This is a genomic window from bacterium (genome assembly GCA_030704665.1).
Taxonomy (GTDB): domain Bacteria; phylum Patescibacteriota; class Microgenomatia; order Woykebacterales; family RBG-16-39-9b; genus JAUYID01.
Map to the genome: position 1 here is coordinate 901,662 of JAUYID010000009.1, position 22,291 is coordinate 923,952.

Genomic DNA, 22,291 nt, shown 5'->3' on the forward strand with positions numbered 1-22,291 from the left:
AAGCTAGATAAATTTGATTAATAAAACAAAAAACACGACGGTACAACTCGTACTTTGTGTACGCCGAAGGAAATATTAACTTACGCCGAAATAATACCCAAAAGAATACTTCCTGTCAATACTAAAGTTTGACGGTTAGTCTATAGATATTTAGCCACATTTGCATTGTGTTCGTCAAGGGTCTTTGCAAAATGGACTTTGCCTTCTTTGTCGTGGAGATAATAATAATAATCCGTTTCTTGTGGTGAAATCACTGCTTTGATTGAACTTAGGCCGGGATTGCAAATAGGTGCTGGTGGTAAGCCTGCATTTTTGCGGGTGTTGTAGGAACTTACAATTGCCAAATCTTCCCTGTCCAGGTTTTTCTTCCACCAAGTTTGCTCTCCTTGTTGGTAACCCAGCGCATACTGAATCGTCGCGTCAACCTCAAGACGCATTCCGATTTTTAAACGTTTGAGCAAAATTCCTGCAATGATTGGCCTTTCCGCGCTTGACCTGGATTCTCTTTCCACCAAAGAAGCAAGAACAACGGTTTCTGCTAAACTCCTTGTCGATTGACCGATACTTGATTTTAACTCTGCTGTTCTTTTGTCAAAGTTTTTGCGCAAAATACTCGCAACTGTTTTACCATCCGCCTCAACAGGAATCAAATAAGTATCCGGAAACATGTAGCCTTCGCGACTAGCTTTGAGAAAATCTTCTTCTTTTACTGGAAACTCTTTGGACAACTTTTCAGCCATCTCTTCAACTCGTAGGCCTTCGCGCAGGGTGATCCATTTGTCCACTCGTCCAACAGCTAGTGCTTGCAGAACCTCCTCAGGTTTCAATCCAGTTTTAATCTTAAAACTTCCTGCCTGAACTGCTGGCTCTTTGTTGTTCAGACGCAAATAAATCCTGAAAGCCACTGAGTTGCGAATGATTCCCTCTTCTTCAAGTTTTTGAGCTACCTGCAGAAAGGAGTCTCCTTTGTTGATGATGATTACTTTTTCTTTTTCGGCAGTCGTCGGTTTTATGTTTGCTTGATACCACAAAACAGCCGAGCCAAAAATCAAACTCAACAAAACTAGGAAAACAATGACCAACAAGGAAAGGCTTGTCAAAAATTTTTGGAAAAGTTTTTTAGATTGCAACATTGTTTCTTTTTTCTTGATCCAAATACTCCTGTAATAGGTTAGCTGCAACAGCAGAATCTTCATTTTTCTTTTTTGAAGTCTGGCCCGCGATTTTTGTCGTCAAAGTTTCATCGACTTTGACAAGCTCGATTTTAACTATTTCCTCTAACTCATCAGCAAATTTTTCTGCTCCAATACTATCTGGATGAGGAATTCCAAAAACCACTGTCTTGACTTGGTGCTCGTCAATGAGTTGTAAGATCCTTTGTCTTGCTTGACCAGGATTTTTTATTCTCAAAACCGGCAAGGGGGTCGCCAGGTTTCCTTCACTGATAGCCAAACCAATTTTTGCTAAACCGTAATCAACGCCAAGAAAACTCATTCTTCTTTTTCTAAACTAACTTTAATTTTACTAGCCGAAAAAGGAAGAAATCCAACCCTTCCATAAAAATTGGGGGTAATTTTTATGGAATGATCCTTGAACCCTTCTAGAGAATCTAAATATTTGTTCGCCGCGGATAGTCTTTTTCTAGCTAAGTCTTTTTTGACTTTATTTAGATCTAAATTGGGAATCAAAGACGCCTTTATTTTTCCGTCAATTTGATAGCTATCCCCATCTTTCTTTGCTATCTTTGCCTCAACCTCTGAGTTTTCCTCATCAACTTTTAGATTTTCCGAAATATCCAACCCTTGACTCAAAATTGAGATTACGTCAGCTTCTTTGATAAAGATTGCGTTTGTAGCTACTTCCATGTTTAAAGAAACCTCAGCTGCCTCTTCGCCAATATTTTTATCGTAAGTTTCTTTGGAAACAGTTGTTTCGACGCTTCCGGAAACCAAAATCAAGTCTGGGTTTTTGGTCTTAATTTCATCTGTTGCCTTTTTGGTAAGTTTTTTTAGTAAACTGGCCCGTAGAGCTTTCCGATCAGCATCAGAAATAATCGCCAGAGTTTTAGTCGTCCCACCGCTGAAAGCAGTGTCATTTTTAGCATAAACTTCGCCTGGATCAGCACTTCCAACCTTAAAGTTAGTATCAGCAGCGTAGTTACCTTCTGCTCCAGTTTTGGCAGCGGTAACGTTAACACCTGTTTGCTTCGGGGGCGCCCCAAAGCCAGCTGAGCCTTCAGCTGTGACATCCTCTTCTGTAACAAAAGTTATGCTACCGGTTGTAGGTGTAATCGCTGTACCTTTGACAAAGAGGCGATCAGAAGTAGTACTATTGTAAATAGTAACCCTCCCCTTGGCAGCAGTACCAACTGTTTTTGTCCCAGTTGCTTTGGCACTCTCGGTGTCAGACTTAACCACCTCTTCCCCCGTCGCAGCAAGAGTTTCCGCCTCACCAGAACCGCCAACAACCGCGGTTATCTCAGCAGTTGCGTCTTTGGTTGAGGTTCTGTAGGTAAGAGTTACTTCTGCACTTGGCAGGGTCCAAAGGAAAATAAAGGCTGCGACTACAAGCGAAACAACCCCACCTCCAAGAAAGAGCCAGCGCTTCGAGATTCTGTTCAAGCTCGGAAATTTTGGCAACTTTCCTTTTGGTTTTTCCGACTCTGGAACTGCGTCAATTTGTGGAGCCAGCGCCGCCACTGGAGCTTCAATTGGAAATTGCCCTGCTAAGCTGGCAACGTCCTGCCCTTCAACAAAACCAAGGTCTTCTTCTTTTGGTGCTGGAGTAACTTCTGGTTTCAGAGTAGCCGGAGAAGGTGCATCACCGAAATTGACTGATTTGCCCGCCTCGGCTGCAAAGCGTTTGATGATTTCTTTGTTGATGGCGTTTTCCAAAACCATGGAGTTTTCAACTATCCGCAACTCAATTTTTTCCTCATCTGATTTTTGGATTTTTTCCAAGATTTGATTCAGTTTTGCGTTCGCGTCAAACTCTAGCTCCATTTAGTACTCCAAATATTCTCTGGCCAAAGAAAAGACCCCTGTGTCACTGGCCGGAATAGTCTCAATAATCTCCTTTTTAGTTATTTCTGGCTCTTGTTCATAAAAAAGTTTTTCTTTCCAGGGGAAATTCTGTAACTCGTTTTCAACTTGATCTAGATCTATTTCGTCTTCGTCAGGGTAGAGCCAGATACTGCTTGGTCTTTTTTCTTTGTCCAAAAGGGAAATGACCGCCTCTATCCCGATTGACAGATAGGCAAGTCCTGATGTACCAAGATCAAAAGGAAGAATTTCGAAAATATGACCTTCGGAAAGCAAAGCCGCCTCGGATTTCTCTTTGCCAACTCTGAGTACCAAGGCATCGTTGAGGTTCTGTTTGAGTAGTTCACGACTGACCGCAAAAGAGCTTGGCAAGATTTTACTGACTTTCAAATCAAGCTCGTCAATCATTTGATCGAAAAGGGCTAGCTCCTCTGGTGCTTTGAGAGCAACAAAGCAGGCAAAATCAGCTTTTTGCCCTTTTAAGCCGATTGGATTAGTCAGAGTTGCATTGTCAATTTTGGCTGAAGCAACAGTTGAGAAGAAAACTTTAAGCGGTTCGGCTTCTATAGAAGCGGCGACCTTTTCCAAAACCGTTTCTACTTCACTTTCATCAATTGCCTCTTGTGGGTTTGGCCGAGTCACTCGAGCAATGGTGGTAGTCGTCCGCAGTATTCCGTCGGTGACTCCAATGATGGCTTTTTTGGGAATATCGCCAGCAATAGCGGCCAAAGCATCAATAGCTTCAAGAACAGACTCGAAAATATTTTCGTAAGCAGAAAAGTTTTTTCTTCCCACTGAAACTAAGTGTGGTTTGGAATCTACAAGGTTAAAACTGGCAGCAGTGACCCGACCTAAACCAATTTCGAGAACTAGAAATTGATTGCCTTTGGTTTTTCTGGAAGGAAATAGTTTTTTGAACAGCTTCATGACAGTGACTGTATTTTAACAGATTTTGTCGTCAAGAGAGAACCGCACGAATTCTTCTTTGCCCAGCACCTAGAGCTTCCTCTTTAACTATCTTAAATTCTCCAACCTGAGAGGTGTGCTCAACATGTGGTCCACCACAGTATTCGGTTGAGTAACCGCCAATTTCGTAGATTGAAACCTTATCACCATATTTATCTTTAAACAAGCCAATTGCGCCTTTTTTGTCTGCTTCATAGGGTGTTATGAGCTCTTTTTTCACTTGCAAATCATCTTTAATTTTTGAATTAACAATTTCCTCTACCTTTCGAATTTGCTCGTCGGTAAGTTTTTCGCCGTGGGAGAAATCAAAACGTATTCTTTCCGGTGTAATGTTGCTTCCTGTCTGATGAACCTGTTCCCCAAGAACATCGCGGAGAGCTTGGTGAAGTAAATGGGTCGCGGTGTGACCACGCACCGTCAGATCAGAATGATCAGCTAGGCCACCTTTGAATTCTCCGGCTGAGACTCCACGCGAGACTTCTTGGTGTTTTTTAAACTCATCTTCAAAACCTTCAATATCAACAAAAAGTTTAGCGGCTTGAGCAAGCTCAACAATCATTTCAATTGGAAAACCGAAACTTTGATAGAGATCAAAACTTTCTTTTGCTTCGATTGTTGCGTTTTGGATTTCCTCCTTGGTCAAACCAAACTCTTTTTCAGTCTTGCCAGTGTTACCAGCATAAAAGTCTCGGAACAACTCTCGACGGTGTGGTAGCTTCATCACTTGACTGTATTTAGTCTCTGTAACTGGAACTTTCTTCTCGAAAAGTTTTTTTGAATTGGCTAGGCCCTCTTCAATTGCTCGGTTAAACCTTTCGACCTCACTTTGAATCTCCTTGTGAATAACTTCTTGTTTTTCTTTTAGCTCTGGGTAGGCACTTTCATAAACCACTACCAGGTCTTTGACTAGGTCAGTGACAAGACTCTTCTTCCCTTTGATGAAATCAAGATGCCGAACTGCTCGCCTGAGCAGCTTGCGGAGAACATAACCTCGCTCAGTATTGGTTGGGACAATTCCCTCGGCGAGCAGGAAAAGACTCGCTCGAAGATGGTCGGCAATTATTCGAGCTGAGCTTTCTTCGTATTGTTTCGAATTTGCTTTAATCAGCTCGATACTTTTTTCAAATAAATCTGTTTCGTAACCACTTTTCTTCCCATTCAAAACCGCCAAGGCTCTTTCCAGACCCATGCCAGTATCAACACTTTGCATCGGCAATTTTTCTAGCGTCCCATCCTCCCAGCGATTGTATTCCATGAACACATCATTCCAAATTTCTACCCAACGACTATCAGCGTCAACCGAACCCTCCGGACCGGAATCACCGGTCCAATAAAACATTTCCGTGTCTGGTCCACACGGACCAAACGGTTCTTTGAATTCACCACTATCTTGTTCCCTTTTAGCAGTTGGCCACCAATTGTGTTCTTTGCCAAGATAAAAAATCCTTTTTTCGGGAATTCCCAGCTCTTGCCAAACTTGAGCTGACTCCTCGTCCCTCGGTGCGTCTTTGTCCCCAGCAAAAACCGAAACGGCTAGTTTTTCGATTGGGATGCTTAGTTCTTTCGTAAGGAATTCAAAGGAAAACTCAATCGCCTCCTTTTTCCAATAGGAACCTTTGGTTCCTGCGCTTCCTTTGGAATCTAAGTCCCCGATTGACCAATTACCAAGCATTTCAAAAAAAGTATGGTGGACTAGGTCTCCGACTTCTTCAATGTCATCGGTGCGTAAACATTTTTGACAATCGGCCAATCTTCTGGATGGTGGTTCTTTTTTCCCGCTCAAGTAAGGAATGAGAGGCTGCATTCCCGCAGAAGTAAAAAGAACTTTTTCTTTGCCTTCAAGTTGTTGGCTCTCATCTGGAACAAGGGGATAAGAGGGAATGATCTTGTGCCCCTGCTTTTCAAAAAATTTTAAGTATTTTTCACGTAGCTGCGCGGCTGTCATTTGGTGAATTATATGAAACCAAGGTAGTCTTTGCAATCAAGTGGGCCAAACTAACTTTCTTTTTGCAGTTTTGAAGTCTTGTAAATCTCGGGTTTTAGGCCGCGAAGACGTACAATTTTTACTTCTCCTAGCCGATGCCTTCTTAAATCTCTTTTTAACTCCGCTACTGTCGGTTTCTGATCATAGCCCAAAGCTAAAATATCTATTTTGTGGCTTCTCAAAGTACGGTAAAAGTTGTGGGTTTTAGAGCCGAGGATGACCTGGTCTGCTAGTTTAAACCTTCTAATTTTTTGCGCCCGGCTTTTTTCTGAGTTCAATGGAAGTTTATTTTTGACCCGCTGAACGTGAAAGTCCCGAGCAACCACCACCAACAAGGAGTCACCCAGTTTCTTGGCTTGCTTGAGAAAACTTGCGTGTCCTGGATGGAAAACATCAAAAGTTCCAAAGATAACTACTTTTTTCATTTTTATTTTGTCTTGGGAATTTTACTCTTCTTTGAAGTTCGAATCTAGTTTTTCTTTTGTCTGGTCCAAAATTTTGTTTCCTTCTTTTTCCAGTTTCTTTTTAAACTCCTTGCCTTGCGGGGTGGAAAAAAACCAAGATAAACCAACTCCAAGAAGTACGCCAAATAAAAGGCCTTTGAAAATTCCGTCGGAGCGCTCTTCAGAATCTTTACTCATCTTTTTTTCCTTTTGAATCCTTGCTAAAACTTTTTTTGAAGGCTAGTGCAAGACTGAGAAAATCTTTGGCAAGACTGACATACTCCGAGGCAGAAAAGGTTGGTCGAAAGATTTTGTTTTCCAAAAAACTCACCATTGCTTCGGCTCGGGAGAGAACATTGCGAATTTTTCTGACTCCTTGGTGAATTTCGTAGAGAATAAAAATAATGAGGACGCCAATGCCAATGAGAACCAGCCCAACCGAAATGTAGACGATTTGTAAAAAAGAGGCAGTATCCATGATTTTTTAGCTAGGTTTTGACAATATCACAGTTTATTTTTCGGAGCAAGAGCTAGGGGAAGCTTTTTTCGATCGTTTCCCCTTCTTTACCCAAAATTGACTCTTTCCCCTCAAAGGTAGTTGTAGTTGAGCCGGCGTTGTGACTGATTAAGCGTATTCTTCTTTCGGCCTGAAAGACTCTTTCCGCCCCAGAGGCCAAAACCCCTTCAAAGGAAATTTTGCCGTCAACCTCAGCACTGATACTGACTGCGTTTGGTCCAATTTTTATTTTCAGCTCAACTTTTGTTTTTGGGGGCGGTTCATTTTCAGTTTTTGGACTAACTACTAGCGTTCGCTTTTCAGTAGAAATTTTTCCAAAACGATTGGCGGCAGTGACAGTGATCGTGTTGACCCCTTCCGGGAGACTAACCGCAACTGAAAAACTTCCACCTGGATCAAGCTGCACTTCCTGACCGTTAATTTTCAAAATCGCGTCAGGCCAGGTGCGACCAACTACATTGGCTTGATCTCCTTGGATTTTCGTATTGTCCTTTGGTTCTACGACCTCTAGAAAAGGTGTGCCAGTGAAGCTTCGATACTGAACAAAGAGATAACCGAGGACGAGACTCATCACGACAAGGGCGACAAAACCAGTCACCCAACGAGGAGTCAGACGGAAGCTGGAGGGGTTTTTCAGGATCGTTCGGCGAGGTAGGACAACTTTCTTCTCGTCAAACTCACGGCGGTAGAAAGCGAGGACATCCTCAGCCGAGATCCCAAGAAATTTTCCATAATTTTTAAGTAAACCTCTGACGAAAATCGGCGAGGGAAGGGCTTGCCAAACCCCCTCCTCAAGAAGAAGTAGAGTTTTTTTGCGAATCTTGGTGGCTTGTTCGACGTCTTCAAGGCTCAAGCCCTTGTTTTTTCTGGCTTCCGAAAGGATTTGTCCTACCCGTTTCACGATTTTACTTTCCCAAAAGTAAGAGCAGTATCGCGCGCATAATAAATTTTTAGTTTTTCAAAAACAAGCCTTAGCGCGATATAAACTTTTTTTAATATATTAGCTTAGTTGCTTCTACGCTTCTTGTCCTTCCCCCCCTCCAAGGACCCGGGCAGGATCTTTGACGAGCACATCTCGAGCTTTTGATCCGTCTTGACTGCCAACCACTCCAGCAGCTTCCAGTTCGTCCAAAATCCGAGCTGCCCGAGCGTAACCAACCGAGAGTTTTCTTTGCAAAAGCGAAGCACTAGCACGATCAAATTGGCAAACTATCCGAACCGCTTCTTCAAAAAGTTCGTCTTGGGAGCCTCCCCCGTTTCCAACTCTTCCAGCTCTAGCATTGACGGGCATAGTGGTTACTTCTTCAGTATACTGCGGTTCAACTCCAGATTTTTTCAAAAACTCGATCAGCTTGTTGGTTTCCGGTTCGGAAACAAAAACTCCTTGGATACGTTGCGGTTTTGAAGCGTCTGGGGGAACATAAAGCATGTCTCCTCGGCCGAGAAGTTTATCGGCCCCAACTTGGTCAATGATGACACGAGAATCGACCTGAGAAGCAACGTTGAAAGCAATACGCGCTGGGATATTAGCCTTGATCAGACCGGTAATAACATCAACACTAGGTCGCTGGGTGGCCAAAATCATATGAATCCCTGTCGCTCGACTCATTTGGGCTAAACGAGTAATCGCGTCTTCGACTTCGACCGGAGCAAAGAGCATCAAGTCAGCGAGCTCATCGATAATAATGATGATGTAAGGCAGGGCCTGAAAACCACTCATCTCGTTGAAAGAATCGATGTTGCGTGCTCCGACTTCAGCAAATTTTTTGTACCTTTTTTCCATTTCCGTGACCGCCCATTTTAGTGCAGAAATGACTTTTTCTGCTTCGGTGATAACCGGGGTAAGAAGGTGGGGAATTCCGTTCCAGCCCGAAAGCTCAACTATCTTCGGGTCCACTAGAATTAATTTAACCTCGGATGGCGTTGCCCGAAAAAGTAAGGTGGCAATAAAAGCATTTATGGCGACACTTTTTCCTGATCCGGTCGAGCCGGCGATAAGAACGTGCGGCATTCTTGCTAAGTCTGTCACCAAGGGACTGCCAGAAACATCGAGCCCCAAAGCAAGACTAATCTTTGATTTTGCCTTCTGCATTGAACCAGAAACCAAAACTGATTTGAGAGGAACTGTTTCCGGAGTGATGTTGGGAACTTCAATACCTACCAAGGATTTTCCCGGAATCGGGGCTTCAATTCGCACTGTTCCGGTCGGGGCGGCTAGTCCAAGAGCAATGTCGTTGGCTAGTGAAGTAATTTTAGTCAGTTTGGTTCCCAGCGCAATTTCGAGTGCGTACTGAGTCACCGCCGGTCCCATGTTGACTTCAACTACGCGTGCCTGAATACCAAAACTTTCGAGCGTTTTCTCAATGACAGCGGCACTGTTTTTTATATCCCCACGAACTGCTTTCGAACCAATCGTTTCTGAAAGCATGTCGAGCGGGGGGTATTCCCAAACTTGGTTCTCCGCTGGCAGATTGCTCACCATCGCTGTAGTCAAAGCAGTTGGATCGACTGGATCTTTTTCTTTACTTTCGTCCATACCCTTGGTCTTAAAGGGCAACCTTTCGTCTTTTGGCTCTTTGTTTCTTAACTCCGCAATTTTACTGTAAGCATTTTTACTACCAGCAAAGCCAAGCCCAAAAGCTTGCCCCAAAAGTTCAAAAGTCCTCTCCAGCGAGGTATTAAAGATAACGACAAAGGAAGCAATACTCAGAACGAGAAAAGTAAACCCAGCTCCGAGACTAGATAAAAAAGTAGCGGTGAAGTTAAAGAGATAGCGACCAACTATTCCAGCCGCTGAAGGAAAAAACCAAGCCGTAAGCGCGTCTAAGCAAATAATAAAACCGGCCAGTCCTGCGGCAGTGTTGGCTGAAACGAAACTCCAGCGAGCCTTGAGAGCAAGTAGTGCAGCTTCCGCCATGGCAAAGGGAACCAAAAAGGTCAGCCAACCAAAATAATCAAACAGTTTTAATTTAACTATCTCGGCTAGCCCGGGACCACCAAAAAATGCTAGTAAACTTAGAATTGAAGCCAGTAGCAAAAAGAGTCCAGCCACTGTCTGGGCGGTTTTTTTCTTTATCTTTAATTTAAATGGAGAACGAGAGCCGTAGCGGCGTGAACGATAAGCCATTTAGAGTAATTCTCGCATATCACCTGCTCGAATTCAATCTAGGCAAGCAGGAGTTTTAATGTAGCAAAAAATACTAAGAAAGTCAACTACTATGGGGTAAATTACTGTTGTTCGTTAAAGACTCTTTTGGCTTCTTCGCGCAGAGTTCCTTTTCTCAAAATAAAACCCTCAGGCACCAGTTCTTCAATTCCCATATGCCAATGGGAGGAATCACTGAAGCTATCGAAAGAGTCCTGCCGACTCATAGCAATAACTACCTCGTTAATTCGTGACCAGAGAAGGGCGCCAACGCACATCATGCACGGCTCACAACTGGCGTAAAGAATGCAGCCGTTTAGTCTGCGGGATTTCAACGTTTTGGAGGCTTTGCTGATTGCCAAAGTTTCGGCGTGCTGAGTCGGATCTTCCTTTTCATGAGTAGTGGTATGGGCTTTGGCAAGAATTTTGCCGTCTTTGACGATAACCGCGCCAAATCTTTTTGGTCCTTTAGTCTTCTTTGACTCCTCGATAGCCAAAGTCATAAACTTTTCGTCTTGATTATTTTTGTTTAACAATTTTAGAAACTAATTTTGCTGATAAAAGTATGGGTAACAGAAAGAAAATTAGACTTAAAATTTCTATCAAGACCCCTATCCTACTAGTTGGCCCAGTACCAATACAATTGACACCGTCAAGCTCACAAACAAATTTTAGAAGAAACAAACCTAGTAAAACCTCGAAGAGGATCGTGGAGGCTACAACAATACTAGCAATTAAGTACTTCTTCACAGTTAAACATTAACAATAACAGGTAGCACCATCGGGCGGCGCTTGGTTTTTTGATAGAGGAAGCGCTCAAGATCATTCGTCACTTTTTCTCGGACCGCAAGCCAGTTTTTCACTTTTTTCTGATCTTTATTTCCGTTCAGGGATTTTTTAACCACTTCGGTGGCTTCTTTGATCAAGCTTTCTGACTCTTTCATGTAAACAAAGCCACGGCTGACAAGGTCTGGCTCACCAATAAGTTCATTGTGAGCTTTTTTCATGGTAATGATGACGACGACAATACCTTCTTCAGCCAGAACTTTTCTATCCCGTAAAACGATTTGGCCGACATCGCCCACACCAATCCCGTCAACAAAGATCGCTTCCGTGTTGATATCCCCGGCGGTGTGGACTCCGGCGTGATCAAATTCGATGACTTCCCCCTCATCAAGAAGAAAAATGTTCTGATGGGGAACTCCGGCCTCTTCCGCTAGAATCGCGTACTGACGCATTTGTCTTTGCATCGCTGAGATGGGAACGACAAATTTTGGTTTGGTCAGGGAGAGCATCAGGAGTAGTTCTGCCTGCGCACCGTGACCGGAAACGTGAAAGTCTGAGGTAATGTCTGAATATTTAACATCTGCCCCCAACCGGGACAAATTGTCAATCATGTCATAGACTGCATCTTGGTTGCCCGGAATCGGGTCAGCTGAGAAAATGACTTCATCACCGTCTTTAATAGAGATATAAGAGTGGTCCCCATTGGCAATACGGTTCAGAGCTGAACCAGGCTGTCCTTGAGAACCGGCAACTACAATTGTCAGTTGTTTGTCCGGGATTCGATCCATGTCCTCCTGTTTAACAAAAATTTCCTTGGGAATTGAAAGGTAACCTAGCTCAAGGGCGGTCTGAACATTTTGATCCATTGACCGACCAACGATAACTACTTTGCGACCAAATTTTACTGAAGCGTTGATAGCTTGCTGTAGTCTAGAGATGTTGGAAGCAAAGGTTGTAATAAAAACCCGACCGTGGGCTTTGCTCATCGCCTCTTCAAAGCGGTCTTGGATTGCCAATTCAGAAAGCGTGTTACCTGGTTTTTCACTGCGCAAACAATCACTCATCAAGGCAAGGACTCCACTCGCACCTTTTTCACTCAAAAAGTCAGCATCAGTAGTTTTGCCATCAACCGGAGTCCAGTCGAATTTATAGTCTCCGGTGTGAATCGTCGTTCCAACTGGGGTAGTAAGAGCATAGCCAACCGAATCCGGAATTGAGTGGCTGACTCGAAAAGCTTCAATTTTGAAAGCTCCGAGCTGAAAGCTTTGCCGGGGCTCAATACGGTTCAGCTTGGTAAAGTTGAGTTTGTTCTGCTCTTTAAGCTTGGCCTCGATCATCCCAATCGTAAGCTTAGTTCCAAAAATTGGGGTTGAAAGCTGGTCAATCAAATAAGGCAAAGCTCCGATATGATCTTCGTGTCCATGGGTAATGAGAATACCGCGAATTTTCTTTAAACGATCTTTCAGATACGTAATATCTGGAATAACCATATCAACTCCGTACATTAGCTCAGAGGGAAAACCCATACCGCAGTCAACAATAACAATATCGTCGTTGTACTCGTACACATACATGTTTTTGGTGACCTGTCCGTTTCCTCCCAAAGGAATGAAACGCAACTTTCCAGGTTGAAAGGAATGAACTTTATCTACTTTCTCTTTTTGCTGAGGTTGATGTTGATTACCTCGGTTTTGGTGTTTTGGATAAAACTTTTTGTTTTTTGGATTTTTGCTCATAATTTTTTAGAAAAGTCCCATTTGAGGGTCTGACTCATCCGTTTCCGGTTTATTTAATTCTAACCCATGATCAGGGTCTTTGAGAACTTCGGAGTTGTCATGAAAATCTTTTTTAAAAGCTTCCATCAAGCCAGTTGAGCGTAAAGCCGCTGCCGGGTGGTACATAGGCAAAACCACTTGGTTACCAGCCCGAACTACTTGACCATGGACAAAACTAATCTTTGCGCTGGGCAAATAGCGGGCCAAAGAATACCTTCCCAAAGTAACAATGAGCTTTGGCCGTATTATCTCTACTTGCTGGTCTAGCCAGAGCCGGCAAGCTGAAATTTCCGCCGGTAGGGGGTCTCTGTTTTCCGGCGGCCGGTGTTTAACGACGTTGCCAATGAAAACTTCCTCCCGTTTCATCCCGATTTCTCCCAAAACTTGGTTTAACAATATTCCTGCTCGTCCAACAAAAGGGCGGCCCTGCTGGTCTTCGTAAAAACCCGGCCCCTCACCAATGAAAACAACCTTCGCCTCTGGATTGCCTTCCCCGGGAACCGCATGGGTCGTGCCTTTCCAAAGTTCACAACGCTGACAAACTTCAATCTTTTTTGCAATATCAGCTAAGAGAGCTGTTTTGTCCATCTCTTCGGGCTTAATACCAATCAGAAAGTGGCTAGAACTTCTTTGCTAAGTTTAGACGACCTTGACTATCGATTTCCGTCACTCGGACTTTCATCGAATCTCCCACCTTGACCTCTTTGTGAATGTCTTCAACTCGGTAAGGAGCTATCTTGGAGATATGTACCAGACCTTCCTTGCCGGGCATGATCTCAACAAAAGCCCCAAACTCCATCACTTTTTTGACCATTCCGTCGTATTCTTCGCCTGGCTTTGGCTCATGAGTCAGACCTTCAATCCAGGTCTTCGCCTTCTCAGCGGCGGCGGGGTCAGAACCGGAAATCATCACTGTTCCGTCATCCTCAATGTCAATAGCAACCCCAGTTTCGTCAATGATCTTGTTGATTGTTTTTCCACCACTACCAATGACCTCACCGATTTTCTTGGGTGGAATGTGCATGACGGTCACTCGTGGAGCGTATTTTGACAGATCGGAGCGAGTTTCGGGAATTGTGGAGAGCATCTTACTGAGAATAAAGGCGCGTCCTTCTTTGGCAGCAGCAAAGGTTTCTTCAACCATTTTTTGGCTCAAACCATCGATCTTGACGTCGAGTTGAATCGCGGTAATTCCCTTCTCACTACCAGCGATTTTGAAATCCATATCTCCGTAAAAATCCTCAAGGGCTTGGATATCAGTCAAGACTTTGTACTTTTCTCCCTCGGTAACCAATCCCATAGCTACTCCCGAAACGGGAGCGGAAATTGGTACTCCGGCATCCATCAGGGCTAGAGTTGATCCACAAGTCGCTCCCATTGAAGTTGATCCAGAAGAAGACATCACTTCGGAGACCAGCCGTATTGTATAGGGAAACTTATCTTCTGCCGGAATTACTGGCTTGAGAGCCTTCTCTGCCAAAGCTCCGTGACCAATTTCACGCCGACCTGGGGAGCCAACCCGACGTACCTCTCCGGTTGAGAAAGGAGGAAAAGTGTAGTGGTGCATAAAACGTTTTGTATCTTCACCCTCCATACCATCAATTATTTGTTCTAGAGATGTAGACGCCAGTGTTGCCACGGTAAGAACTTGAGTGTCTCCACGGGTAAAGAGCCCTGATCCATGAGTTCGAGGCAGAAGACTTACCTCAGTAGTGATTTTGCGAACTTCAGTCAATTCTCTACCATCCGGTCTTTTTTGATCTTTGATGATTGCTTCTCGAACCATTTTTTTGACGGTCTCTTCAAAAATTTCGCTTATTTCGTCTTTGGAGATTCTTTCCTCAAACTCTGCAAACAGCTCTTCTTTAAATTCTAGAGCCGATTCTTCTCTAGCAGCTCTTTCTGGGTTGAATAGCTTCTCTTTGAACCCCGATTTAATTTTTTCTACAATTTCTTTTTTGATTGTTTCGTCAATTTTCTTTGGCTCGTATTCTTTCTTGATTTGCCCCATCTCGGAAGTAAACTCTTCGATAAATTTCAGCACTGGAGCAGCGTTTTTACGGGCAAACTCAATGGCTTTGATCATAACGTCTTCAGGAACCTCTCTGGCTCCCGCCTCAATCATGACGACTTTATCTTTGTTGAAAGAGACCGTCAGCTCGAGCTCAGAAGTTTCCAAATCGGTTTTGGTTGGGTTGAGGATAAATTCCCCGTCTTTGTAACCAACTTTGGCGGCCGAAACCGGTCCGGCCCAGGGCACGTGCGAGCTATGCAAAGCTGCTGAAGCGGCGATCAAGGCGACAATATCAGGATCGTTTTCTTGGTCGTAAGAAAGAATCGTCAAGATGACTTGAACTTCGTCAAAATAGTCCTTGGGGAAAAGCGGTCGAATCGAGCGGTCCACGAGACGTCCGTTGAGAATTGCGTCTTCCGTAGGTCTACCTTCCCGTTTAACAAAACGAGAACCAGAAATTCGCCCGGCAGCATAGAGCCTTTCTTCATAATCAACTGACAGTGGAAAATAACCCAAATCCTCCTTTGGAGTAGAGGCAACTACTGTTGCCAGTAGAACAGTGTCTCCATAGCGAGCGATAATGGCCCGATCGGCTTGATTGGCGATTTTGCCGGTATCAAACGACAAAGTCCGTCCACCCCAAGAAATTTCTTTCTTGATTTCTTTTTTTACTTTATTCATTTACTTTTAAGCTGGAAAAGAGTGAGGAACCAACGTGACCAAAAATTCTTTCTTTTTAAGAAACCTTGGTTACATCGGTTCAATCACTTCTTTCCAAAACCTCCTTTTTTAATTTTTAAATTTTAATCTACTTACTTAAACCCAGTTTTGAAACAATCGACTTGTAGCGATCTGGGTCTTTTCTGGTCAAATAAACCAAGATTCGACGTCGTTTATTGACCATTTGCAGCAAACCACGTCGAGAGTGAACATCTTGTTTGTGCTCTTTCAAATGTTCAGTCAAGCGTTTGATTCTTTCAGAAAGCAAAGCAATTTGGACCTCTGGTGAACCAGTGTCCCCTTGATGCTGGGCAAAATCCTGCAAAATCTTTTGTTTTTCGTCTTTCTCTAATGCCATTTTTACCTCAATTTAACTGACTTTGCTTCAATTATAACAGATTCGAGGCTAAGCTCGCAACCGCAGAAGACTCTTAGCTAGTTTTTGAACTCCTCATCACCTCTGGCGAAAACCAATCAACTCCTTTTTCTGCTTCAGTGAGACCAGTGCTAACTGTTCCAGGAAAGTTTTTAATTTTGGTACAGTAAGCTGCGTGCTCAAAAGTAAGTGGGTTTTTCACCTCTTCAAAGTTTTTGGTTGCGCTGCGCATTCCAAACAAAAGTAGCTCCGCCACCTTTGAGTTAGCCGCAATATGAGTCTGCTCGAAAACAGTACTGACCAAGCCGCTGATTGAGTCCTCTTGTCCATCAACTACATTTACCTTCCCGTAACTAGCGTTACTGGCCTGATTGTCAATATTGATGGTCGGAATGGATTGGAAAATATTGCGGTCAATTTTTTCAGCTGACAGCTCGCTTGGATTGGAAATCCCAAGAGAAATAATTAGATCATAATCTACTCCCCGATGAGAGTACTCAACTGCAGTTGGGTCAAGTTTCTTCCCAGAAGGGGTGATGATCAAATTAAACTTTTCTCCTTCAACACTGTAACTAACTTTTTCAATCATGTTTTGCGACCAGTTAAATGAAACGACCAGATTGATCGGATCCAGATGGCTTTTTATCGTCGCAACCTTTTCCAAATTCTTGGCTGCATCCGGAAGGGTACCAAAACAAACAACCTCAACATTTTTTCCAATTTGCCCCCCAATCTCAGCCCAAGACAAGGCAGCGGCAACACTATCGGTACTAGGTTGATCCGAAAGTATGACTAAAGCTTTTTGAGCATTTCTCAAAAGATCCAGTATTTGTGTTCCTGCAATATTGATCTTCATAGATTTGTAATTGTAACCTAAGCAGGGAAATAGGTAAACCTATAGGTCAACGAACAGCTTCAATTATATCACCGACTGCAAAATCAGCTTTTCCTTCCAGAGTCATGCCAAATTCATCACCAACAGAGGCTGAATTGATGTCTTCTTGCAAATGTTTCATCGTTTTGATTTTCGCAGTACCGAGATTTCTTTCCCCGCGCGTAATATTTACTTTGTCTCCTTTACTCAGCTGGCCTTCGCTAACCTTACAACCAGCAACTCGGGCCGCATCGGCTTTGAAAATAGCGACAACCTCAGCTTTACCGACTACCTCTTCTTTTTTGACGTTGAGCAAAGCATCAACCCCTTCTTTGAGTTCGTCAAGCAATTCGTAAATAAGATTGTAGCTTCGGATCAGGACCTTGTCTTCCGCAGCTAAACTCGCGACCGTTTTTGAAACCGGAGCGTTAAAAGCAATGATGATCGACTTGGTTGAGGCAGCAAGCAAAATATCTGACTCAGTCACTTCCCCGGTTTCTTTGTGGACCACATTTACTTTACCTTCAGAAACCTCAATACTTTCAATTGCAGCGTTGATCGCTTCCAACGACCCGGCTGTGTCAGCTTTGAGAAGGAGGCGAACTTCTTTTACTTTTGGAACAAAGATATCGTCTCTTTCTTGTTGTTTCTTTTCTTCACCCACTTTGCCTTTTCCCAGGGTAAAAACTTCCCCAACCGCCGGGACGGCAGTCAAACCCAAAATGCCTACCGGCATTGAGCCCACGGCTTGGCTAACTCGTTCTCCGTTAGAAGTAATCAAAGCCTTGATACGTCCACTGGCACTATTACTGACAACCTGGTCCCCGACTTTTAGTGATCCTTTTTTTACCAAAATTGTTGCTACCGCTCCGCGATATTTATCCAAGCTGGAGTCGATGACGACACCCTCAAAATTTGCTTGGGAAGTATCTTTCAACTCTGCTAAATCGCTCACCAAAAGAATCATTTCAAGAAGTTCTTTGACCCCCTCGCCGCTTTTGGCAGAGATCGGCACGGCTACCACGTCTCCACCATAACCTTCAACCAAGACGCCTTCGGCTGCTAAGCCTTTTTTCACTCGTTCTACATTGGCTCCGGGAGCGTCCATTTTGTTGATGGCCACTACCATGGGAACGTTGGCAGCTTTGATATGACTGATTGATTCTTTGGTTTGCGGCATGACCCCATCGTCAGCAGCAACAACAAGAACTACAAGGTCGGTAACGGCAGCTCCTCGGGAACGCATGGCGGAAAAAGCCGCGTGTCCCGGAGTATCAATGAAAGTGATTATTCTGCCGTTTACTTCTGCTTGATAAGCGCCGATGTGCTGAGTGATGCCTCCATGCTCTGAAGAAGCAACACGGGCTTTGCGAATGTAGTCTAGTAACGTAGTTTTACCGTGGTCAACGTGCCCCATGACAGCGACCACTGGGGGACGGGTTTGAATTTTAGCATTTGTTTTTGCTTTTGCCATAAAAATTTCTCAAAAAGAAAGTTTCTCATTTCGAACTTTTCTTGGTTGTTTTCTTTCTAGTCTTTTTGGCAGGTTTTGCCTTCGTCTCTTTCTTCCCTTTCTTTGCTTTGGTTGTTTTCTTTTTCGTTTCCTTTTTCTCAGGTTTTTTCTCTTCTTCATCTTCGAAGCTGGTAAGCCCAGCTCCCTTGATATCAATTCTCCAGCCAGTGAGTTTGGCCGCCAGACGGACGTTTTGGCCATCTTTTCCAATCGCGAGAGAAAGCTGGTCTTCAGGAACCTCCACGTGAGCCGTTTTTTCCTCAGTAGCAACACTAACTTTGTCGACCGTTGCTGGAGAAAGCGCGGCGGCGACAAATTTTGCTGGGTCATCGCTATAGGCAATTACGTCTATTTTTTCATTTCCCAACTCAGCAATGACTGCTTGCACCCGAACACCTTTTTGTCCGACACAGCTACCAACCGGGTCAACGCCGGCTTGACGAGAAGAAACTGCGACCTTGCTGCGGGCACCGGCCTCACGGGAGATGGCTTTGATTTCTACAATATTCGAACCGATTTCCGGAACTTCAAGTTTAAAAAGGCCCTCAACTAATCCTTTGCTCGAGCGCGAGACGATGATATCCTGACCTCGTGAAGATTCCTTGATTCCAACGATATAGAATTTTAATCTTTGGTTGAGGCGGTACTCCTCTCCGGGAATTTTTTCGACTCCGGGCATGATAGCTTCGGTTTTCCCCAAATCTACCACCACATTTGGCCCTTCCAACCTTTGGATCATGCCGTTGGTGATAGTACCAACTCTTTTTTCATATTCGGAGAAAATTGCTCCCTTTTCCGCTTCTCGTATTCGTTGCAGAAGAACTTGTTTGGCTGTTTGTGCAGCAATTCGACCAAAGCCTTCCGGAGTGACATCCTTACCGTCTTTATAGACTTTGGCTTCTCCACTCGTCGGGTCAATATCAGCATCAAGCTCCTCAACTTCCCCACCATAATCTTTTCGGTAGGCAGCTTTGATTGCTTCCTTGATGATAGAAACAACCTCAGCCGGATCTATCCCGCGCTCAGCGGCGGCTTGGTTGAGAGCAGCTGCAAATTCTGTTCGTAGAGCCATGTTTTTTCCTTTTTGTAACTACACCTTATAACTGAGCGAAGACTGCTTTTTTTTGATCTCTGATCAAAAAAAGTGGGTTTTTAATTCCCACTAATCTAGTCTCTTACATTGAATTGTCGAAGTTTAATATACCACTCCGGATTTTTTAGGTCAAGATAGGCAGCGTTTTAAGGGGAGACTTTAGTTACTTTATCAAAAGTTGCGGTCGAGAGCTTAGTTGCATCGTGAGCAGTCACCGCCAAGGTATCATAAACAGTGTTGTTCATGGGGAAACTCACACTTCCAACCTGGGTCCAACTAACTCCGTTACTTGATTTGTAGGCTGTGTAGGTATTTACAGTTCTCTTCAGTCTCAACCAACAGTTGGGGAAAGAGCAACTAGTGTTGGGGTTGACGTAAACCGCAGAAGCGTTGGTTGAGTTGCGGTATTGGAAGGCAATCCCGTGACCTGGGGTGACCGCGACAAAGACGTTCTTTGCCCCCTGAGCTGTACTTTCTCGCATCATTACTCCTGCTTTGGCCCATTCATTCGTGTTCGTTTGAGAAGTAACACGAGCAGTAAAGACCTGGTCGCGGGATCTGCCTGAATAAAGAGCTCGGAAGGAATCGGCTGTATTCCAAATATCATTACCCGAACCTTTCAGGGTATAAATCCCACCGGAAAGAGTTGAAGATCCAGCCAAACCACCACCAATATCGGTTTGAATCCAGCCTGAAATTGCTCCTTTACAGTACTTTGCCTTGACAAACCAATCTGAGACAATATCTTGATCCTTAGAGTCCAAACTCCCATCTGTATTTAGATCAAAACGCTTTGAGTATTTGGAGTCTCCCGCCTTTGACGGCACCCGAAACGCCAACATTAATAGATCACCGGAACTTAAAATATTGTCGTTGTTGAAGTCAGGTGGCCAAGCATCAATTCCACAGCTTCTATCCGGAAAGGTTCCAATCTGCAATTCGACACTATCATTAAAAGAGTCTCCATCGCTATCAATTACTGGCGGTAACGTAACTGTGAAAGAAACTGTAGTTGAAACTTTCGAATTTGGGGTTGGGCTAGCTGAATCAAAGGCTTTAGCATAGGCTGCGTGGGAACCAGTAGTTGTGACCCAAGTGTAACTGTAGGGAGAACTTGTATCCGTGTTTCTCAACACTCCGTCTCCGTAGAACTCAACCTTGGAAATTGCACCTCCCGTATCACTAGCCGTTGCAGCTAGAGAAACGCTTGTGCTAGAAAGGGTTGAGCCGTTGGTTGGGGAAGTCAAACTCACACTCGGTGGTGTCGTATCAGTCGTAGTCGTACTAATAGTAAATGAGTTTGTGGCCGAAGTTCCTTTGTTGTTGGCTGCATCAAAAGCCGTTGCGTAAGCGGTGTGGCCTCCATTAGTTCCAGTCCAGTTGTAAGAATATGGAGAGGAAGCATCTTCCCCAACTTTTGCCCCATCAACAAAGAACTCAACTTTTGTAACTCCGACAGCATCGGTAGCTGTAGCTGCTAAAGGTATCGTGGTAGAAGTGAAGCTCTGGCTGTTTGTAGGTGAGGTCAAAGTAACTGTTGGTGCCTGAGTGTCACTTATACTGGTAGTAAACCCTGGTGGGGGGTTGTTTTTCAGAGTCGTCGCGCTACAGTTACTACCGGCCATAGGAGTCCAGGTGGAACTGTTAATTAGTTTGTAGCGTGATACAAATTGTCTCCCTTGAATACCACCACCAGGAGTAACATTATCGGCCCCTATATTAAACATGATTGGAGTTGAACCAACTGATTTAGCTTCGTAGTAGACTACCATACAGCGAGTCCCGCCTATAGTATTCTGATGATATGTTCCCCAGTGAATTGCCCGCTTTCCCGTCGGCATAGCCCAGTCAGGATTGGCAGCAGTGCCGCTATTTGAGCAAGATCCCATATTACTGTAGGTATCTAGGTCCGTTGTAGCACACCACTCGCCAATCTGACCGCCATACTGCACCCAGCTCGAACCGTTCCAACCATGCATACGGAAATTCTGGAGCTGCAAGCGGATACCAGATGCACTAACCCCACAAGAAGCCCATTGAGCCGTACCCCAACCAGTTAGTTTATCGGTTGCGGGAGCTTCATCGCTAGACGGCAAACCGTCACCACGGTGAGGCCAGTCCCAACCTTCAAAACCACTACAAAAAGTTCCTTGGGTTGTTCCCTCCATATCAGCAATCAAATCTTCGACAGTGTAAATTGTGGCAGCGCTAACTGATTGTCTTGCCTTCTCTTCACTTTGCAGGGAAAGTATGACTGTCAACGGTATGGCGAGCAGGATAAACGCAATCGCAAAAATTGAGAGGATATGAGTTGGGTTATTCTTGTCAAAACGAAGTTTCATGGGCAATTACTGTTATTCTATTATTCTAAGATCGACTGGCCCGGCCTGTCAAGTGATGGTTGACTTTCCGCATGCCGAAAATTACAATCCGTGCTGTAAAGGCCAACGTCGCTTAACGCTAGGGTAAAGCATTCATTTCCACTCTTCTTTAGGGCAGAATGTGGTGGATCTGAAATGGAGGTTCGAATCCTCTCGTTGGCCAAGTCACACTCGAGAACCGGCTCATTCCGTGGCGGGAAGTCAGTGAACGAGAGTGGCGTACATGGAGACGGCTATACCCCCATACCAAAGCTAGTCGTCGGAAGGTAAAGGAGAGAGGACAACACCAAACTCTGCCTTTCAAGGGAGCAGCGAGCCGTAAAGCCACCCAAGGCCTCAAAGCGGTTAGTTGCTCCTTCTCCATTTTTATTTCCAAAAACTAACAATCAAGCTGCCTTGACAAATTGTTTTTCCAGGCATAAAATCTGCGGGTTGTGAGTCGGGGCGCTAGCTCAACTGGGAGAGCACTGTCATGGCATGACAGAGGTTAGGGGTTCAGTCCCATGAAGTTTTAACGAAGAGGGATTGGATGCAAAGCATCTGCGCTCCCTTGTGTCCCACCAACCGCGGAGGTAGCTCAGTGGTAGAGCACTAGACTCAGGATCTAGCTGTCACACGTTCGAACCGTGTCCTCCGCTCCAAAGAGAGATTCTCCGTCAATTG

The 22,291-nt window shown here is 44.3% G+C and carries 19 protein-coding genes and 3 tRNA genes; 3 read left to right on the top strand and 19 right to left on the bottom strand.

Going from position 1 to position 22,291, the window contains the following annotated elements:
- Positions 1-140: 140 nt before the first annotated feature.
- From mltG to Q8P13_05395, 19 genes are all read right to left on the bottom strand, one after another.
- Positions 141-1,133, bottom strand: coding sequence for an endolytic transglycosylase MltG (mltG, locus tag Q8P13_05305; protein ID MDP2671843.1), 993 nt, complete (start codon positions 1,131-1,133; stop codon positions 141-143).
- Entirely contained in the window at positions 1,120-1,494 is a 375-nt protein-coding gene (locus tag Q8P13_05310; protein ID MDP2671844.1) for a RuvX/YqgF family protein, read from the bottom strand. Before Q8P13_05310 ends, mltG begins: the two co-directional genes overlap by 14 nt.
- Positions 1,491-3,002, bottom strand: coding sequence for a hypothetical protein (locus Q8P13_05315; GenBank protein MDP2671845.1), 1,512 nt, complete (start codon positions 3,000-3,002; stop codon positions 1,491-1,493). The genes Q8P13_05310 and Q8P13_05315 overlap by 4 nt, the downstream gene beginning before the upstream one ends.
- Positions 3,003-3,968, bottom strand: a complete 966-nt coding sequence (locus Q8P13_05320; GenBank protein ID MDP2671846.1) for a hypothetical protein — start codon at positions 3,966-3,968, stop codon at positions 3,003-3,005.
- 31 nt (positions 3,969-3,999) lie between these two features.
- On the bottom strand, positions 4,000-5,952 hold the full coding sequence (locus tag Q8P13_05325) for an alanine--tRNA ligase-related protein (GenBank protein ID MDP2671847.1): 1,953 nt from the start codon (positions 5,950-5,952) through the stop codon (positions 4,000-4,002).
- Between the two features lie 50 nt (positions 5,953-6,002).
- Positions 6,003-6,416, bottom strand: a complete 414-nt coding sequence (locus Q8P13_05330) for an adenylyltransferase/cytidyltransferase family protein (protein ID MDP2671848.1) — start codon at positions 6,414-6,416, stop codon at positions 6,003-6,005.
- Positions 6,417-6,437: 21 nt separating this feature from the next.
- A complete protein-coding gene (locus Q8P13_05335; GenBank protein ID MDP2671849.1) occupies positions 6,438-6,632 on the bottom strand; it encodes a hypothetical protein in 195 nt (64 codons plus the stop codon).
- Positions 6,625-6,912, bottom strand: coding sequence for a hypothetical protein (locus Q8P13_05340; protein ID MDP2671850.1), 288 nt, complete (start codon positions 6,910-6,912; stop codon positions 6,625-6,627). Before Q8P13_05340 ends, Q8P13_05335 begins: the two co-directional genes overlap by 8 nt.
- 52 nt (positions 6,913-6,964) lie before the next feature.
- Positions 6,965-7,852, bottom strand: coding sequence for a helix-turn-helix domain-containing protein (locus Q8P13_05345; GenBank protein MDP2671851.1), 888 nt, complete (start codon positions 7,850-7,852; stop codon positions 6,965-6,967).
- A 114-nt stretch (positions 7,853-7,966) separates the two neighbouring features.
- A complete protein-coding gene (locus Q8P13_05350; GenBank protein ID MDP2671852.1) occupies positions 7,967-10,078 on the bottom strand; it encodes a DNA translocase FtsK in 2,112 nt (703 codons plus the stop codon).
- 101 nt (positions 10,079-10,179) lie between these two features.
- The gene (locus Q8P13_05355) at positions 10,180-10,632 is read right to left on the bottom strand and encodes a nucleoside deaminase (GenBank protein MDP2671853.1); all 453 of its coding nucleotides are present in this window, start codon (positions 10,630-10,632) and stop codon (positions 10,180-10,182) included.
- Between the two features lie 216 nt (positions 10,633-10,848).
- On the bottom strand, positions 10,849-12,618 hold the full coding sequence (locus Q8P13_05360) for a ribonuclease J (protein MDP2671854.1): 1,770 nt from the start codon (positions 12,616-12,618) through the stop codon (positions 10,849-10,851).
- A gap of 6 nt (positions 12,619-12,624) precedes the next feature.
- Positions 12,625-13,245, bottom strand: a complete 621-nt coding sequence (locus Q8P13_05365) for a uracil-DNA glycosylase (protein ID MDP2671855.1) — start codon at positions 13,243-13,245, stop codon at positions 12,625-12,627.
- 31 nt (positions 13,246-13,276) lie between these two features.
- On the bottom strand, positions 13,277-15,352 hold the full coding sequence (locus tag Q8P13_05370) for a polyribonucleotide nucleotidyltransferase (GenBank protein MDP2671856.1): 2,076 nt from the start codon (positions 15,350-15,352) through the stop codon (positions 13,277-13,279).
- Positions 15,353-15,479: 127 nt separating this feature from the next.
- Complete coding sequence (rpsO, locus tag Q8P13_05375) at positions 15,480-15,749, bottom strand: 30S ribosomal protein S15 (protein ID MDP2671857.1); 270 nt, start codon at positions 15,747-15,749, stop codon at positions 15,480-15,482.
- 73 nt (positions 15,750-15,822) lie between these two features.
- On the bottom strand, positions 15,823-16,623 hold the full coding sequence (locus Q8P13_05380; GenBank protein MDP2671858.1) for a hypothetical protein: 801 nt from the start codon (positions 16,621-16,623) through the stop codon (positions 15,823-15,825).
- A 46-nt stretch (positions 16,624-16,669) separates the two neighbouring features.
- Complete coding sequence (gene infB / locus Q8P13_05385) at positions 16,670-18,115, bottom strand: translation initiation factor IF-2 (protein ID MDP2671859.1); 1,446 nt, start codon at positions 18,113-18,115, stop codon at positions 16,670-16,672.
- Positions 18,116-18,140: 25 nt separating this feature from the next.
- Positions 18,141-19,226, bottom strand: coding sequence for a transcription termination factor NusA (nusA, locus tag Q8P13_05390; protein ID MDP2671860.1), 1,086 nt, complete (start codon positions 19,224-19,226; stop codon positions 18,141-18,143).
- Between the two features lie 167 nt (positions 19,227-19,393).
- On the bottom strand, positions 19,394-21,589 hold the full coding sequence (locus Q8P13_05395) for an Ig-like domain-containing protein (GenBank protein MDP2671861.1): 2,196 nt from the start codon (positions 21,587-21,589) through the stop codon (positions 19,394-19,396).
- A 101-nt stretch (positions 21,590-21,690) separates the two neighbouring features.
- Here Q8P13_05395 and Q8P13_05400 point away from each other — a divergent pair.
- The 3 genes from Q8P13_05400 to Q8P13_05410 all read left to right on the top strand — a co-directional run bounded on the left by Q8P13_05400 (position 21,691) and on the right by Q8P13_05410 (position 22,269).
- Positions 21,691-21,790, top strand: a tRNA-OTHER gene (locus Q8P13_05400).
- Between the two features lie 279 nt (positions 21,791-22,069).
- Positions 22,070-22,191: transfer RNA gene (locus tag Q8P13_05405), tRNA-Ala, on the top strand.
- Between the two features lie 3 nt (positions 22,192-22,194).
- Positions 22,195-22,269, top strand: a tRNA-Leu gene (locus Q8P13_05410).
- Positions 22,270-22,291: the final 22 nt, after the last annotated feature.